At 75.1% G+C, this 15,266-nt stretch carries 12 protein-coding genes; 3 read left to right on the forward strand and 9 right to left on the reverse strand.

The genetic code is table 11. The annotated features are described in order from the left end of the window. Positions 1 to 47 precede the first annotated feature (47 nt). The 7 genes from ATL51_RS13490 to ATL51_RS13520 all read right to left on the reverse strand — a co-directional run bounded on the left by ATL51_RS13490 (position 48) and on the right by ATL51_RS13520 (position 8,749). Positions 48 to 1,589 carry a bifunctional uroporphyrinogen-III C-methyltransferase/uroporphyrinogen-III synthase gene (locus ATL51_RS13490; protein WP_073576567.1) on the reverse strand — a complete coding sequence of 514 codons (1,542 nt, stop codon included), beginning with the start codon at positions 1,587 to 1,589 and terminating at the stop codon, positions 48 to 50. A gap of 16 nt (positions 1,590 to 1,605) precedes the next feature. Continuing rightward, a complete protein-coding gene (gene hemC / locus ATL51_RS13495) occupies positions 1,606 to 2,562 on the reverse strand; it encodes a hydroxymethylbilane synthase (protein ID WP_100878778.1) in 957 nt (318 codons plus the stop codon). Next, a complete protein-coding gene (locus tag ATL51_RS13500; protein WP_100878779.1) occupies positions 2,559 to 3,980 on the reverse strand; it encodes a glutamyl-tRNA reductase in 1,422 nt (473 codons plus the stop codon). Before ATL51_RS13500 ends, hemC begins: the two co-directional genes overlap by 4 nt. Before the next feature lie 4 nt (positions 3,981 to 3,984). After that, on the reverse strand, positions 3,985 to 4,713 hold the full coding sequence (locus tag ATL51_RS13505; RefSeq protein ID WP_062403813.1) for a redox-sensing transcriptional repressor Rex: 729 nt from the start codon (positions 4,711 to 4,713) through the stop codon (positions 3,985 to 3,987). 511 nt (positions 4,714 to 5,224) lie between these two features. Beyond that, entirely contained in the window at positions 5,225 to 6,910 is a 1,686-nt protein-coding gene (locus tag ATL51_RS13510; protein ID WP_301549014.1) for a molybdopterin-dependent oxidoreductase, read from the reverse strand. Continuing rightward, positions 6,907 to 7,143, reverse strand: a complete 237-nt coding sequence (locus ATL51_RS13515; RefSeq protein ID WP_073576570.1) for a glutaredoxin family protein — start codon at positions 7,141 to 7,143, stop codon at positions 6,907 to 6,909. Before ATL51_RS13515 ends, ATL51_RS13510 begins: the two co-directional genes overlap by 4 nt. Position 7,144: 1 nt before the next feature. Then, on the reverse strand, positions 7,145 to 8,749 hold the full coding sequence (locus ATL51_RS13520; RefSeq protein ID WP_301549015.1) for an AMP-binding protein: 1,605 nt from the start codon (positions 8,747 to 8,749) through the stop codon (positions 7,145 to 7,147). A 727-nt stretch (positions 8,750 to 9,476) separates the two neighbouring features. On the opposite strand from ATL51_RS13520, the gene ATL51_RS13525 reads away from it, so the two are divergent. From ATL51_RS13525 to ATL51_RS13535, 3 genes are all read left to right on the forward strand, one after another. Further along, positions 9,477 to 10,115, forward strand: coding sequence for a sigma-70 family RNA polymerase sigma factor (locus ATL51_RS13525; RefSeq protein ID WP_062398051.1), 639 nt, complete (start codon positions 9,477 to 9,479; stop codon positions 10,113 to 10,115). 190 nt (positions 10,116 to 10,305) lie between these two features. Next, a complete protein-coding gene (locus tag ATL51_RS13530; protein ID WP_073576572.1) occupies positions 10,306 to 11,730 on the forward strand; it encodes a DUF5667 domain-containing protein in 1,425 nt (474 codons plus the stop codon). A gap of 251 nt (positions 11,731 to 11,981) precedes the next feature. Then, a complete protein-coding gene (locus ATL51_RS13535; protein WP_062398055.1) occupies positions 11,982 to 12,872 on the forward strand; it encodes an HAD family hydrolase in 891 nt (296 codons plus the stop codon). A 240-nt stretch (positions 12,873 to 13,112) separates the two neighbouring features. On the opposite strand, the gene ATL51_RS13540 is transcribed toward ATL51_RS13535, so the two are convergent. Next, complete coding sequence (locus ATL51_RS13540) at positions 13,113 to 14,078, reverse strand: lysophospholipid acyltransferase family protein (protein WP_100878781.1); 966 nt, start codon at positions 14,076 to 14,078, stop codon at positions 13,113 to 13,115. 77 nt (positions 14,079 to 14,155) lie between these two features. Beyond that, the gene (locus ATL51_RS13545; protein ID WP_062398059.1) at positions 14,156 to 15,202 is read right to left on the reverse strand and encodes an NAD-dependent epimerase/dehydratase family protein; all 1,047 of its coding nucleotides are present in this window, start codon (positions 15,200 to 15,202) and stop codon (positions 14,156 to 14,158) included. Positions 15,203 to 15,266: the final 64 nt, after the last annotated feature.

The following is a 15,266-nucleotide window of genomic DNA, read 5'->3' on the forward strand; positions in this document are numbered from 1 at the left end:
GGCCCCGCACCACCTCGGGAGGCGGTACGGGGCCCGACGGGAGCAGCTCAGCGGCGGCGCGCCTTCACCTTCTTCGGCGGCGGCAGGTTGCCCTCGGCGCGCAGCTTCGCGGTGTGGCTGGCCAGCGCGTCGACCAGGGTCGGGACGCGGGCCTCCTCCGGCTGCACGTCGACCCGCAGGCCGAACTCGCGCGCGGTCTCCGCGGTGGCCGGACCGATGCAGGCGACCAGGGTCCGGGCGTGCGGCTTGCCGGCGATGCCGACCAGGTTCCGCACCGTCGACGACGAGGTGAAGCACACCGCGTCGAAGCCGCCGGTCTTGATCGCCTCACGGATCGGCGCGGGCGGCGGGGCGGCCCGGACGGTCCGGTACGCCGTCACGTCGTCGACCTCCCAGCCGCGCTCCTGCAGCCCGGCCGACAGCGTCTCGGTGGCGATGTCGGCGCGCGGGAGCAGCACCCGGTCGACCGGGTCGAGCACGTCGTCGTGCGGCGGGAAGATGTCCAGCAGGCCCTCGGACGTCGAGGACTGGGACTCGTCGATGTCCGGGACGAGCTCGGGCTCGATACCGAACTCGCGGACCTTCTCCGCGGTCGAGCGGCCGACGCAGGCGATCTTCACACCGGAGAAGGCGCGGGCGTCGAGGCCGAACTCACCGAACTTCTCCCAGACGGCCTTGACCGCGTTGGTCGAGGTGAACACGACCCACTGGTAGCGGCCGTCGACGAGACCCTTGACCGAGCGCTCCATCTGCGCGGGCGACCGGGGCGGCTCGACGGCGATCGTCGGCACCTCCTCCGGGATGGCGCCGTGCATCCGCAGCCGCTCGCTCATCACGCCGGCCTGGTCCTTGGTGCGCGGCACCAGGACCCGCCAGCCGTAGAGCGCGCGCGACTCCCACCAGGACAGCTCGCCGCGACGACCGGCGGCCTCGCCGACGGTCAGGACGAGCGCGCCCTCGAGGTCGCCGCCGTCGGCGGCGATCCGCCCGACCGACGACGAGATGGTCCGCTGGGTGGAGGTGGTGCCGCCCGCGGTGATCGCGACCGGCGTCTCGTCCGGGACGCCCTGGGCGCTCAGACCGGCGGCGACATCACCGAGCAGCGCGCTCGTCGCGTGCAGCACGACCGGGCCCGGGCTCGCGGCCAGCGCGGCCCAGTCGACGCCCGCGCGGACGTCGGCCTCGACGTGCGCCGACCCGAGCGCGACACCGGCGTAGGCCGGGACCGCGGTCGAGGACGGGACGCCGGGGACGACGTCGAACGGCGTGCCCGAGGCGGACACGGCCATCGCCTCGGCGACGACGGCGTCGTTGGTCAGGGGGTCACCGGAGACCAGCCGGGCCACCGAGCGGCCCTGGCCCGCCTCGGTGAGCAGGTCGCTCGCGATGTCGGCGGGCTGGCCGACGGCCGGGCGCACCTCGGCGCCGTCGGCGGCCAGGGCGAGGATGCCCTCGGGCACGTCCGGGTCGGTGATGACCAGCGGCGAGCCGGCGAGCACGTCCCGGGCGCGCACGGTGAGCAGCGCCGGGTCCCCCGGTCCGCTGCCCACGAAGGCGATCCGCCCCGAGGGGTTGGCAGGTCCTGTCATTGAAGAAACTCCCGAATCAGCGGTTGGCGGGACCACCGGGACCTGCGGGGGGCAGGTCCTCGGCTCCCAGGTCGAGAAGTTCGAGGGCGACCGCGGCCCCGATCTTCTCTGCGTCGTCCATGTCTCCGGTGGCGGAGGCGCGCACCACGTCGCCCCCCGCGATGTCCCCGATCCCCAGCGCGCCGCGCAGCGACAGCCGGTCGACCGCGCGGCCGTCGTCGTCGAGGTCGGAGACGACCTCGGCGAGCGCCCCGACGGGGGTCGTGCACTCGGCCTCCAGGCCCGCCAGCACCGCACGCTCGGCGGTGACGGCGAAGCGCACGCCGCTGTCGTCCAGCACCGCGGCCAGCACCGACACCAGATCGGTGTCGGCGGTGCGGCACTCGATCGCCAGCGCACCCTGGGCGGGGGCGGGCAGCATCTGCAGCGGGTCGATCAGCTCGTCCGCCTCGTCGACCCGGCCCAGCCGGCGCAGCCCGGCCGCCGCGATCACCACGGCGTCCAGCTCGCCGGAGCGGACCTTCCCGATCCGGGTGTCCACGTTCCCGCGGATCGGCAGCACCTCCAGGCCCTGACCGAGCGCGTGCAGCTGCACCGTCCGGCGCGGGGACCCGGTGCCGACCCGGGCACCACGGCCCAGCTCGCCGAGCACCGCACCGCCGGTGACCAGCGCGTCGCGGACGTCCTCGCGCTCCGGGATCGCCGCGATCGTCAGCCCGTCGGGCTGTGCGCTCGGGAGGTCCTTGTACGAGTGCACCGCGACGTCGATCTCGCCCGCGTACAGCGCGTCGCGCAGCTGCGAGACGAACACCCCCACCCCGATCTGCGGGATCGGCGCCGACGACCGGTCGCCGCTGGTCGAGATGGTGACGAGCTCGCTCGGGTGCCCGGCGGCGGTCAGCCGGTCGGCGACGGTCGTGGACTGCGCGACCGCCAGCTTCGACGGCCGCGTGCCGATCTTCAGGACGCTCACGGGATCTGCTCCGGGGGACGGGACCCGATCGACGGCGTGGGGCCGAGCGGGGCGTTCAGGGCTGCGGTCACGTCGCCGCCGTCGACGCTCGCGTCGGAGCCCCGGACCGGGGCGGCGACCGCGGCGGCGGCCTGCGGGTCGAGCTCGAACAGGGTGCGCAGCGCCGCGGCGTAGCTGTCCCCGTCCGGGCCCTCGGCCAGGCGCTTCACCTGGACCGTGGGCGTGTGCAGCAGCTTGTCGACGACGCGGCGGACGGTCCTCGAGAGCTCCTCGCGGACGTGGCCGTCCAGATCGGGCAGCCGGGAGTCCAGGCGCAGCAGCTCGGCGTCGACGACCTCCGAGGCGCGCCGGCGCAGGGCGGTGACCGTCGGCGTGACCTCGGCCGAGCGCTGCCCGGCCAGGTACTGCTGGGCCTCGGCGTCGACCATCGTCTGGGCCGCGGCGACGGAGCCGCCGTCGGCGGTGTCGAGCAGCCGACGCTGCAGGGTGATGAGGTCGACCATGCGCACGCCGGCCAGCTCACCGACGGCCGGGTCGACGTCACGCGGCAGGCCCAGGTCGCACACGACCAGGGGTGAGGTGCGACCGGTCAGCGCCTCGGCGACCGGGGCCACGTCGACGACGTGCCCGATGGCGCCGGTACAGGCCAGCATCAGGTCGGCGTCGCGCAGCTCGTCGGCCAGGGAGTCCATCGGCGCGTAGCGCGCGGTGGTGCCCTGCTCGGCGTGCTCGAGGACCTTCTCCACGAGCCGCTCGCCGCGCTCGGCCGAGCGGTTCAGCACGACGATCTCGCCCGCCCCGGCACGACGCAGGTGCGCGGCGGCCAGCGCGCCCATCGCCCCGGCGCCGACGATCACGGCGCGGGTGCCGCCCAGGCCGACGCCGCCGAGCTCACGGTCGGCGTCGCGCAGTGCCTCGGACACCACCGAGGCGCCCGCCTCGTCGATGCCGGTCCCGGCGTGCACCCGCTTGCCGACGCGCAGAGCCTGCTGCACCAGCTCGTGCAGGACCTTGCCGACGGCGCCCGCGGCGTCCGCGGCCGCGTAGGCGCCGCGCAGCTGGCCGAGGATCTGCGACTCGCCGACCACCATCGAGTCCAGGCCCGCCGCCAGCGCGAACAGGTGCTGGACCGCGGAGCCCGCATAGTGCACGAACAGGTGCTCGGACAGCTCGCCGATGGGGAACCCGGCGTGGGTGCCGAGGACGTCGGTGACGTCGCCGAGGCCGCCGTGGAACGCGTCCACGACCGCGCAGATCTCGATCCGGTTGCACGTGGAGAGGACGACCGCCTCCTCGACGTGCGTGCGGTCGAGCATCTCCTCGAGAAGCTTGGACACGTCACCCGGAGCGACCGCGAGGCGCTCCAGCACCTCGACCGGCGCGCTGCGGTGCGACAGGCCGACCACGAGGACGCTCATGGCTCTACGACACCACCGATTCGTTCGTCTTGTCCGTCACCGCGGCGGCACCGGTGTGCCGTCGCGCCACGTGGAACGCGAGGACCTGCAGTTCGACCGACAGGTCCACCTTGCGGACCTCGACGTCGTCCGGGACCGTCAGCAGCACCGGAGCGAAGTTGAGGATGGACTGCACACCGGCCGCCACGAGCAGGTCGCAGACCTTCTGGGCCGCCGGGCCCGGCGTCGCGATCATCCCGATGGTGACGCCGCCACCGGCGCACACCTCGGGGATCTCGCGCACGTGCCGCACCCGGATGCCGTTGATCTCGCTGCCGACGAGGTCGTCGTCGACGTCGAACAGGGTGCTGACCGGGAAGCCGCGGCCGGCGAAGCCGGTGTAGCCGGCCAGGGCGTGGCCCAGGTTGCCGACGCCGACCAGCGCGACCGACTGCCGGTGGTCCATGCCCAGCTCGCCCTGCAGCCGTCCCTGCAGCGAGGTGACGTCGTAGCCGACGCCGCGCACCCCGTAGGAACCCAGGTAGGACAGGTCCTTGCGGAGCTTGGCCGAGTTGACCCCGGAGGCACCGGCGAGCTCCTCGGACGACACCGTCTCGACGCCGGCCTCGCGCAGCTCGCCGAGCACCCGCAGGTACACCGCGAGCCGGGACACGGTGGCCTCCGGCACCGGGCGCGCGGGGCGCTCGCCGTTGCCGTCGGGCGCGGCGGCACCGGACTCGGGCGGCAGGGTCACGGGCCGTCCTCCTCGGGCGTCGGTCGCGGGCGGCCGGGTCCCGGTGCCCGCTCCTGCTCGCGGGGGCTTGATCCGCGGGCGGTCGGTCATCGAAACCGGGCGTGCTCCGGTCGGGGGTGTGCAGGTGCCGGTCACCGGCGCGCTCGTGGCACGCCCGCTCACCGGCCGGACGGGCCGGTCGGGCTGCGGACGGACGAGGCCCGGCGTTCCCGGCGCCGCGGAGGCACCGTGCCACCGGGTCCGGCGACGGGAACCCACGGTAGCCGCTTGTGAAGGCACGCACAAAGTTGCGATCTTGGTCCTCTCCGTGCTCGGCCCGGGCCCCTGACCTGGAACTACCGGTGATCGACGGGCAGGAACCGCTCATCGTGCGACGAGTGCCACGTCGTTCTCCACGACACCACCGTCACGCATACCGTGCGACCACCCGTGACGCACCTCTCCGCCCGGGACGGCGCGACGAGGCCCAGGTCACGGTCCCTCGGGTCACCGCTTCTCAGGTGACCGCCGTTCAGGTCACCGTGACGGTGCGGGTCGGCCGGCCGGTCGCCGCGCCCGGCAGCGGGGAGCGGCGCTCGGCGGTCTGGACGACGCCGTCGCCGTCGGTGGCGCGGCACACCAGGGTGTACCCGCCCGGCGGCAGGTCCAGCTCGGCGCGCCACTGCCGCCAGGTGGCCCCGCCGGACGGGACCGGCGCGAGCTCCGCGGTGACCCAGGACCCGGCCGCGCCCCCGTCCTGCACCCCGACCTCGACCCGGCGGATCCCCCGGGGCACCGCCCAGGCGGAGCCGGTGACCACGACCCGGCCGGCGGGCACGCTCGCGTACGAGGCGGGCGACTCGATCCGCGCGGCGGTCTCCATCGGCCCGGGCGGCGCCCACCCGCGGTCGCGCCAGTAGTCGGCGCGGGCGGCGAAGGTGGTGAACTCGATGTCGGTGACCCACTTGGTGGCCGAGACGTAGCCGTAGAGCCCGGGGACGACGATCCGCACCGGGAAGCCGTGCTCGGGCGGCAGCGCGACCGGGCCGTCCGGTCCGGCCATCGCGACCGCGAGCAGCGCACCGCGGGCGGGGTCGAGCAGCAGCGACGACGGGCTGCCCGCCGTCCAGCCGTCGGTGGAGGTGGACAGCGCCTGGTCCGTCGCCGGGTCGGGCGCGGCGGCCGCGAGCAGCGGCGCGAGCTCCACCCCGGTGAACCGGGTGGTGGACACGAGGTCCCCGCCGACGTCGTTGGAGACGCACGCCATCGTCACCCAGCGTTCGACGAGCGGGCGGGCCAGCAGGTCGTCGAGGGTGAGGGTGAGCTCGCGCCCGACCCGCCCGTGCACCCGCAGGCTCCACGACGCCGGGTCGACCGACGGGACCCGCAGCGCGGTGTCGATCCGGTAGAAGTCGTCGACGGCGGTGGTGAACGCGGCCGCGCCCGGCACCTGCGCTCCGGCGGGCAGCGCCGGGGCGGGCGCGATGCGGCCCTGCGCGGCGAGCGTCCGGATCCGGGCGGTGAGCGCGTCGCGTTCGGGCCCGATCCGGCCCGAGGGCAGCAGGGGCGCGGCGACCGCGGCCCCGGTGCCCAGCACGACCCCGCCCGCCCCCGCCAGCGCGGTGGTGCGCAGGAACCGCCGCCGGGTCAGCGACGACCGGACGGGCCGCCCGTCGGGCAGCGTCCCGTCCGCGGTCGGGGCGGGGATCCGGGCCGCCAGCGCGTGCAGCCTCCGGAAGACCGTCACCGCGACGACGGCCGCGGCACCCGCCGGCACCATGTCGAGCTGACCGGCGCCCGACGCCGTCGCCGCGGCGACGACACCCAGCAGCCCGAGCGCCGCGAGCCCCCACGCCCCCGGCCACGGCGAGCGGCGCGACAGCGCGCCGAGCCCGGCCGCGGCCAGGGCCAGGACCACCAGCACCCCGGCGACGACGGTGTGACGGCTGCCGATCCCGGCCCCGACGGTCGCCGCGCCGGCCAGCGCGGGCGGGGTGAGCGCCACGACCTGCTCGGCGACGGCGTTCACCGGCCCGGCGGCCGGGGCGACCAGCAGCGCGAGCGCCTGCCCCGCACCGACGCCCAGGGCGGCCGCGGCGAGCCCGGCCAGGGCGGTGCGGGCAGCCGGTGCGGTGCGGACCGGCGGGCGGACCGCGTCCGGGGCCCCGCCGGCCGGACCGTCCGAGGCCGCGACCGGACCGTCGGGGTCCGGGCTCACGGCCGGGCCAGGTCCGCGCGCAGGCGCTCCTCGTCCACCCGGAACGAGTCGTGCTCACGACCGTCGAGCAGCACCACCGGCACCTGGTCGCCGTACTCGGCGCGCAGCTCGTCGTCGGAGTCGACGTCGACGGTGTCCCAGCCGGTGCCGGTCTCGGCGCACACCCGGGCCAGCACCTCGGCGGCGTCGTCGCACAGGTGGCAGCCCACCCGGGTCAGCAGTCGTACGCGCATCTCACATCCTCGCCAGTGTCCTTCGGGCGATCTTGCCCGTCGGGGTGCGGGGCAGCTCGTCGGCGAAGGCGACGACCGCGGGCCGCTTGAACCGGGCGAGCCGGGCCGCGCAGTGCGCGGCGACCGTCTCCTCGGTGAGCTCGGCGCCCGCGACCGGCACGATCACGGCCTTGACCGCGGCGCCGGTCCGGTCGTCGGGCACCCCGACGACGGCGACCTCGGCCACCGCGTCCAGCTCGGCGACGACCTGCTCCACCTCGCGCGGGTAGACGTTGAAGCCGTTGACGATGACCAGGTCCGAGGACCGGTCGACGAGGTGCAGGTCGCCGTCGGTGTCGAGGTAGCCGACGTCGGCGGTGACGAACCAGCCGTCCTCGCCCGGGCCGCCGGAGCCGTCGGGCCAGTAGCCGGAGAACAGGTTCGGCCCGCGCACCGCGATCAGTCCGGTGTCGTCGGACGGGTCGGAGCCGTCGTCGTAGTCCAAGTCGTCCAGCGGGTCCGCACCGCGCGGCTCGGGCTCCGGCGCGGGCCTGCGCTCCATCGCCTGCCCGTCGGCATCGACCAGGCGCAGCTCGACGCCGGGCAGCACCTGCCCGACCGAGCCGGGCTTGGCCGGCCGGCCCAGGTCGTTGCTGGTGACGACGGGCCCGCCCTCGGTGAGGCCGTAACCCTCGTGCAGGTCCAGCCCGCTCGCCGCGCGGAAGTCCGCGAGCCAGCCCGCGGGCAGCGGCGCCCCGCCGGAGGTGCACAGCCGTACCCCGGCCATCGCGGCGCGCAGCCGCTCCGGGCCGAGGTCGAGCAGCATCCGGAACATCGACGGCACCCCGGCGACGACGCTGACCCGCTCCTCGACGACCGTCTCGACCAGCCGGTCCGGGGAGAACCGGCCGGGCAGCACGACGGTCGCGCCGGTCCAGCAGACCTGCAGCAGCCCGGCGGCGAGGCCGTAGACGTGGAACAGGGGCAGCGCCAGCAGGACCCGGTCGACGCCGTTCACCGGCGCCGGGCGGAGCGCACCCGCCTGCTCGCGGTTGGCCAGCAGCGCGCGGTGCGACAGCTGTACCCCGCGCGGGCGCCCGGTGGTGCCGGAGGTGAACACGACCAGCGCGATGCGCTCGGGGTCGGCGGGAGCCCGGCCGACCGGGGCGTCCGGGACCGGGGCGGCCAGGTCCGGCGGGCCCAGCAGCGTCGCGCCGACGCCCTCGGCGCAGCCGGCCGCGACGGCGTCGTCGGGCCGGGCGACGACCGCGACCGGCCGGGCCTGGTCGAGCACGACCTCGAGCTCGCGGGTCACCGAGCCCGCGCCGAACGGTACGACGACCGCGTCGGCCCGCAGCGCGCCGAACAGGGCCACGCAGTAGCCGGCGCCGTCGGGCAGCCCGATCGCGACCCGGTCGCCGTGGCGGACGCCCGCCGCACGCAGCCGGGCGGCCTCGGCGGAGACCGCGGCGTCGAACGCCGACCAGGTCAGCGTGAGCGGCGCCGCGCCGGACAGGTCACGGACGGCGTCGTGGCCCGGACGCTCGGAGGCGTTGCGCGCCACCAGGTCGGCGAGGTGGGTGGGCCGGTCGGGACGGTGGCCCGGCACGGGGTCGGAACTCGGCACGGCGGTCTCCATCCTCGGACCCGCCGGGGCGGGGTCGGCTCATCGGCACGCGTCGCCGTCAGTGTTCCAAACCCGGCCACGACCGTCGTGTCCCGAGGGACCGCTCACCGCTGTGTACGCCACGTGTCGATTCGGACACGCTTCGCGCACGGTTCGTCCACCGCGCGTATCGGGCCGCTCGCCGGAACGGCACGCGACGAGAGGCGGCGAGTGCGTTGCGCCACTCGACAGACGTCTATGCTCCGCCGCTACATGAAGTTCAACGCGTGAACCGCCGGTTCGTCGCGCGACTCACCCGAGGGAGTGGCATGCAGCTCGACGCCAGCGCGCCACGGCGCACACCGCGCCGCGCCGCGCGGGACGCGCCGGCGGTCCCCGCCGGCCGGGTCGCCCGCCGAGCCGTACCCCGTCCGACCCCCCGGGATCCATGACCCGGCCGATGCGACCGCACCGCCTGCTCCGACAGCAGCGCTCCGAGACCATCCCCGAGACCGTCCGTCCGAACCGGGCCCCCGAACCCGGCCAGGACAGACCCGACACCGTCCGCCCCCAGCCGGACGGGGAGGTGTCCGTGACTTCAGCGACCTCTGCACCGTCCCAGCCGACGGGGCCGATCGCGTCCGCTCCCCTGGTCGACGCTCCCCCCACGTACCCCGCAGGCCCCGCCCTACACCGCCCGGACGGCCGGACCACCCGGTCGGGTCCGCCCGGCCGTACCGAGCAGGACATGCCGATGCCACGACAGGCACCGCAGATCTCGCAGGAGCTGCAGCGCCCGGAGGCCGACCCGGCCGACGAGGCCGCCCGCGCCGTCGAGGACGCGAACAGCTCCTGGGCCCTGGTCGAGGCCTGCCAGGCCGGCGACGCGGCCGCGTTCGGCGAGCTCTACGAGCGCTACCACGACGTGGTCTACCGGTACGTGCTGTTCCGGATGGGCGACCGGTCCTTCGCCGAGGACGTGACACAGGAGACCTTCGTCCGGGCACTGCGCCGGATCTCCTCGGTCAGCTACCAGGGCCGTGACATCGGGGCCTGGTTCGTCACCATCGCCCGAAACCTGATCTTCGACTACGTCAAGTCCAGCCGGTTCCGGCTGGAGCAGACGACCTCGGAGATCGTCGAGCTGTCGCCCAGCACCGGTGGTCCCGAGCAGCAGGTGCTCGACATGGCCACCAACGACGAGCTGCTGGCCTCGATCGCCAAGCTCAACTCCGACCAGCGCGAATGCATCCAGTACCGGTTCCTCAAGGGCCTGTCGGTCGCCGAGACCGCCGAGCTGATGGACCGCAACGAGGGTGCGGTCAAGGCGCTGCAGCACCGCGCGGTGCGTCGTCTGGCGCAGCTCCTCCCGGACGGTCTGCGGTGAGCGGGTCTGCCGCCGGATCAGCCGGAACGCGAGAGGGTGTGTCGATCACTGCGCCGAACGCACTACTCGATGCGGTGAACGGTTTGAAGGCCGTAACCTCGTCCGCAGTCGGTCGTTGTACAGACCGGCGTGCACTGACGGCGCCACACGCGCCGACGAGCAGCGCGAGACTGCAGTGAGGACGGACGGCATGCCCAGGGCATGGGACGACGGGTACCCCGGCGACGACGGTTTCGACCGTGCGCCGGCGGGTGCCCCTGCATCGGAGGAGCTGGCGCACGAGATCGCGCTGGCCGCCGCGCTGGACCGTTCGCGGCGTGATCTCTCGCCCGATCCGCACTCCTCGGCCCGGATGCGGGCGCGGCTGTTCGAGGTGCTGGCCCAGGAGGGCGTCGGACAGCAGTCCGGCGGGTCCCCGTTCGGCGACCGGTTCGACCGCGTCGACCAGGCCGACCTCACCGCGCCGATCGGCCCTCCGATCGCCGACGACCTCGACTGGGACGCGGTGTCCAACCGCCGCGCCGCCGGCGAGCACGCCCCGGCCGCGGACGACCCGACCGGACGCAGCAGCCGTCCGCGCCGCGGCCGCCACGTGCTGCCGTCGGACCACCCGGACCATCCGGAGCAGGTGGGTGCCCCGGCCGGACCGGCCCGCGACGCCGAGGCCGGCCCCGGCCGCGACGACTCCGCCCGCCCGGCGCAGGCCGGCGCCCGGATGCTGGACCGCCGCCGTCCGAGCGTGCGCAAGCGCTTCGGCGTCGTCGTCGGCGGGTTCGCCGCGCTCGCGGTGATCGCCGGCGTGACCTCGACCGCCAGCCGCGACGCCCTGCCCGGCGACGCGATGTACGGCATGAAGCGCGCCAGCGAGAGCGTCGGCGGGGTGTTCACCGTCGGGCAGCAGGCCGAGGCCGCCCGCCAGCTCGACCTGGCCCGCTCCCGGGTCGACGAGCTGGAGAGCCTGGTCGCGCGGTCCACACCGCCGTCGCCGGACGCGGTCGCGTCCGCGATGGGTGACTTCGACCGGGCCACCAGCACCGGCAGCAGGCTGATGCTCACCGGCGCCGGGACCGACGGCGCGGACACCTCCCGCCTGGCCGAGCTGCGGACCTGGGCGGCCGCCCAGTCCGGGCGCATCACCCGTCTGCAGTCCGATCTGCCCGCCGAGAGCCGCGGGGAGACCTCGGAGGCGATCCGCCTGCTGGACCGGGTGCTCTCCCGGGCCGAGGCGCTGCGGGCCGGCACCGGCTGCGCCGCGGACAGCGGCGGCACCGTCGACGACCTCGGCCCGGTGCCCGGCGAGTGCCGCACCGCGGGCGGGCCGTCCTCGGCGCAGGCCGTCGAGCAGTCCGCGCCGGTGACGCCGTCGGAGACCGCGACCGGCACGCCGTCGCCGTCGCCGACCTCCGGTCCGGCGACCTCGACCTCGCAGGCCCCGACCACCTCGGGGTCCTCGCAGCAGGACGGCGGGTTGCCGCTGCTGAACGGTGGTGGGTCGACCACCTCCGACAGCGGGTCGGGCAGCTCGTCGGAGTCGTCGTCGGAGCAGGACCGTCTGCTGCCGCCGATCACCATCCCGCCGCTGCTGCCGGGCCTCGGCCCGGTCACCCTCGGCTGATCCGCTCCGGACACCACGGGTACGGGCCCGGTCCCCGGTGCGTCGACATGTGTCACGTACCGGAGGCCGGGCCCGCTCCCGCGTTCCGGCAGTAGGCTGGGGCCGCGCCCCGATCCCCTCGGGACGCGAGACGCCGTCGCACCAGGAAGGCCGCCGTGGTGAGTGATCCCGGGTCCGTCCCCCCTCTCGACCAGAGCGGGACCCGCGAGTCTCACCCGCCCACCCACACCGGGTTCTCCGAGGAGCCGGGGGTGCTGGAGCGGGCGACCGCGCTGGACTCCGCGCAGCGGGCCGGTCAGGCCTCCGCCGCCGCGGCCGTCGCCGCCGAGGCCGACGACCACCCCGACGGTCCGGAGGGTGGGGACGGCGCGCCGCCCGACCTCACCGCCGCCGCCTTCTTCGACTGCGACAACACGATGATGGTCGGCGCGTCGATCTTCCACTTCGCCCGCGGCCTGGCCGCGCGCAAGTTCTTCACCACCTCCGACATGGCCGGCTTCGCCTGGCAGCAGATCAAGTTCCGGGTCGGCGGCCGGGAGGACAAGGGCGGCATCGCGGGGCACCGCGACACCGCGCTGTCGTTCGTCGCGGGCCGTCCGGTCGACGAGGTCGTCGCCCTCGGCGAGGAGATCTACGACGAGCTGATGTCGGACCGGATCTGGGCGGGGACCCGGGCGCTGGCCCAGATGCACCTCGACGCCGGCCAGCGGGTCTGGCTGGTCACCGCGACGCCGATCGAGCTGGCCCGCATCATCGCGCGGCGGCTCGGACTGACCGGGGCGCTGGGCACCGTCGCGGAGTCCGTCGACGGGCTCTACACCGGACGGCTGGTCGGCGAGATCCTGCACGGCCCGGCGAAGGCGCACGCTGTCCGCGCACTGGCCGCGTCGGAGGGGCTGGACCTGCGTCGCTGCACCGCGTACTCGGACTCGGTGAACGACGTCCCGATGCTCTCGGCGGTCGGCACCGCGGTCGCGGTGAACCCGGACTCCGAGCTGCGTGACGTCGCGAAGGCCCGCAACTGGCAGATCCGCGACTTCCGGACCGGGCGCAAGGCCGCCCGGATCGGGGTGCCCTCGGTGCTCGGCGCGGGCGCCGTCGCCGGGGCGGTGGCGGCCGGGATGGCCTACCGCAAGCGCTGACCCGCCCGGCCGCTCAGGGCGGCGGGGCCCCGCGGTAGCGCTCGTCGTAGCGGCGGGCGGCCTCGGCCCGCCCGTCGGCGGTGGCCTCCCGTCGCGGCGCGGGCGGTGCCCACGGGGTAGCCGGCCTTCGTCACGCGGTGCTCGACGGACTCCTCCATCACGAACAGCGCGTACTGCAGCGACACCGCAGCCGTCCGCCGACTGCGTACCAGAGCCACCGCAGCGGGTCCGGCCGCCGGATCATCCCAGGAACACGTTGCGCCGCTGGGACAGCAGCCGGTACAGCGTGTGCTGGATGGTCTCCCGGACCTGGTCGGTCAGGTTGAACACGAGCATCGGGTCGTCGGCGTCGGCCGGGGTGTGGTCGTCGGTGCGGATCGGCTCGCCGAACTCGATGTACCACTTCGACGGCAGCGGGATCAGCCCCGCCGGGCCGAGCAGCGGGAAGGTCGGCGTGACCGGGAAGTACGGCGCGCCGAACAGCCGGGCCAGCGGTGCGAGGTCGCCGATCTTGGGGTAGATCTCCTCGGCGCCGACGATCGAGCACGGGATGATCGGGACCCCGGTGCGGAGCGCGGCGGAGACGAACCCGCCGCGGCCGAACCGCTGCAGCTTGTAGCGGTCCCGGAACGGCTTGCCGATGCCCTTGAACCCCTCGGGGAACACCCCGACGAGCTCGCCGGAGGTCATGAGCCGCTCGGCGTCGGGGTTGCAGGCCAGCGTCGCGCCGGCCTTGCGGGCCAGCGAGCCGGAGACCGGCATGGTGAACATGAGGTCGGCGCCGAGCAGCCGCAGGTGCCGGTGCGACGGGTGGTCGTCGTGCACCGCGACGGTCGTCATCACCGCGTCGAGCGGCAGCGTCCCGGAGTGGTTGGCGACGATCAGCGCGCCACCGGTCTCGGGGATGTGGTGGGTGCCGATGGTCTCGACGCGGAACCAGCGCTTGTAGAGCGGGCGCAGGGCGGGCAGCACCATCGCGTCGGTGAGCTCGCGGTCGAATCCGAACTCGTCGATCGGGTAGTCGCCCGCGAGCCGGCGGCGCAGGAACTCCAGGACCTGCTCCAGCGCGGCCTCCCAGGCCGGGCCCTCGTCGTCCTCGGGCTCGGGTGCGGAGGCGACCGGCGCGGGCCGCGCCGGCTCCTCCGTCCGCGCGGGCCGGGCAGGCCCCCGGTTGCCCCGGATCGGGATCACCCGCGCCTCGGCCATGCCGTCGCCCTTCGTCGTACCACCGCGGCCGCCCGGCCGTCCCTGCTCGCGTGCCCGCATGCCGCCGTCCCGACCCGTCACCGCAGCGACCGGGCCAGACCGAGCACGCCCCGTTCGAGCGAGGCGATCCGCTCCGGGCCGAGCACCGGCGCCAGCGCCTTGCCGCGCACGAAGTCGTCGAACGCCTGGGTGGTCGTCCACCGCGGCTCGAAGCCGAAGTCGTCGATCAGCCGGGTGAGGTCCACGACCCGGCCGAAGTTGAGGAAGCGCATCTGCTCGGGAGAGAAGTCGACGACGCGCGCGCCGCGCAGCACCCGGCTGACCGGGCCGACCGCGCCGCTCGGCACCGGGACGGCGATCTTGCCCGCGCGCCGGATGGCCTGGGACAGCATCAGCACCCCGTGCGCGGCGACGTTGAACACGCCCGGCAGCTCGTGGGTGGCGGCACGCTCGAGCACGGCGAGGCCGTCCTCCTCGTGCAGCAGCTGGATACGGGCGTCGTAGCCCAGCACGGTGGGGACGACCGGCAGCGCGAAGTAGCGCGACAGCACGGTGTCCATCCGCGGGCCGATGAAGTTGGCGAACCGCAGGACCGTGGTGGTGACGTCCGGGCGGCGACGGCTGAACCCGCGCAGGTAGCCCTCGATCTCCGCGGCGTCCTTGGCGTACCCGCCCGAGGGCAGGTCCTTGGCCCCGATGGCCTCGTCGAACACGGCGGGGTCGCGGGAGCTGGAGCCGTAGACCGCGGTCGTCGACTTGAGCACGACCCGGCGCACGCTGGTCGCCTTCTGGCACGCGGCGAGGAGCTGCATCGTGCCGATGACGTTCATCTCCTTCATCGTCGCGCGGCCGCCCGCCGAGGCGGGGCTGGCCGAGAGCGACGCGTGCACGACGGTGTCGACGTTCGCCGAGGAGATGACCTTCGCGATGAGCGGGTTGCGGATGTCGGCGCGCACGAACTCGGCGCGCCCCATCCGCTTCAGCAGATCCCGGGGCGGGGGGACGGTGTCCACGCCCAGCACCCGGTCGATGGCCGGGTCGGCCGCCAGCCGGGCCGCGAGGTGCCCGCCGAGGAAGCCGCTGACCCCGGTGACCAGCACGACGTTCGGGGTCGGCCGGTCCATGGGAGCTCCGTTCACCGGGTGCTGACGCGAGATCGTGCCGATCGTAGTCCCGCCCCGTCACACC

This window comes from Pseudonocardia alni (assembly GCF_002813375.1).
Taxonomy (GTDB): domain Bacteria; phylum Actinomycetota; class Actinomycetes; order Mycobacteriales; family Pseudonocardiaceae; genus Pseudonocardia; species Pseudonocardia alni.

Coding starts and splice junctions, on each gene's coding strand:
- ATL51_RS13490 (WP_073576567.1), bottom strand. CDS start 1,589: ATGACAGGACCTGCCAACCCCTCGGGGCGGATCGCCTTCGTGGGCAGC.
- ATL51_RS13500 (WP_100878779.1), bottom strand. CDS start 3,980: ATGAGCGTCCTCGTGGTCGGCCTGTCGCACCGCAGCGCGCCGGTCGAG.
- ATL51_RS13515 (WP_073576570.1), bottom strand. CDS start 7,143: ATGCGCGTACGACTGCTGACCCGGGTGGGCTGCCACCTGTGCGACGAC.
- ATL51_RS13525 (WP_062398051.1), top strand. CDS start 9,477: ATGCCGATGCCACGACAGGCACCGCAGATCTCGCAGGAGCTGCAGCGC.
- ATL51_RS13530 (WP_073576572.1), top strand. CDS start 10,306: ATGCCCAGGGCATGGGACGACGGGTACCCCGGCGACGACGGTTTCGAC.
- ATL51_RS13540 (WP_100878781.1), bottom strand. CDS start 14,078: ATGGCCGAGGCGCGGGTGATCCCGATCCGGGGCAACCGGGGGCCTGCC.
- ATL51_RS13545 (WP_062398059.1), bottom strand. CDS start 15,202: ATGGACCGGCCGACCCCGAACGTCGTGCTGGTCACCGGGGTCAGCGGC.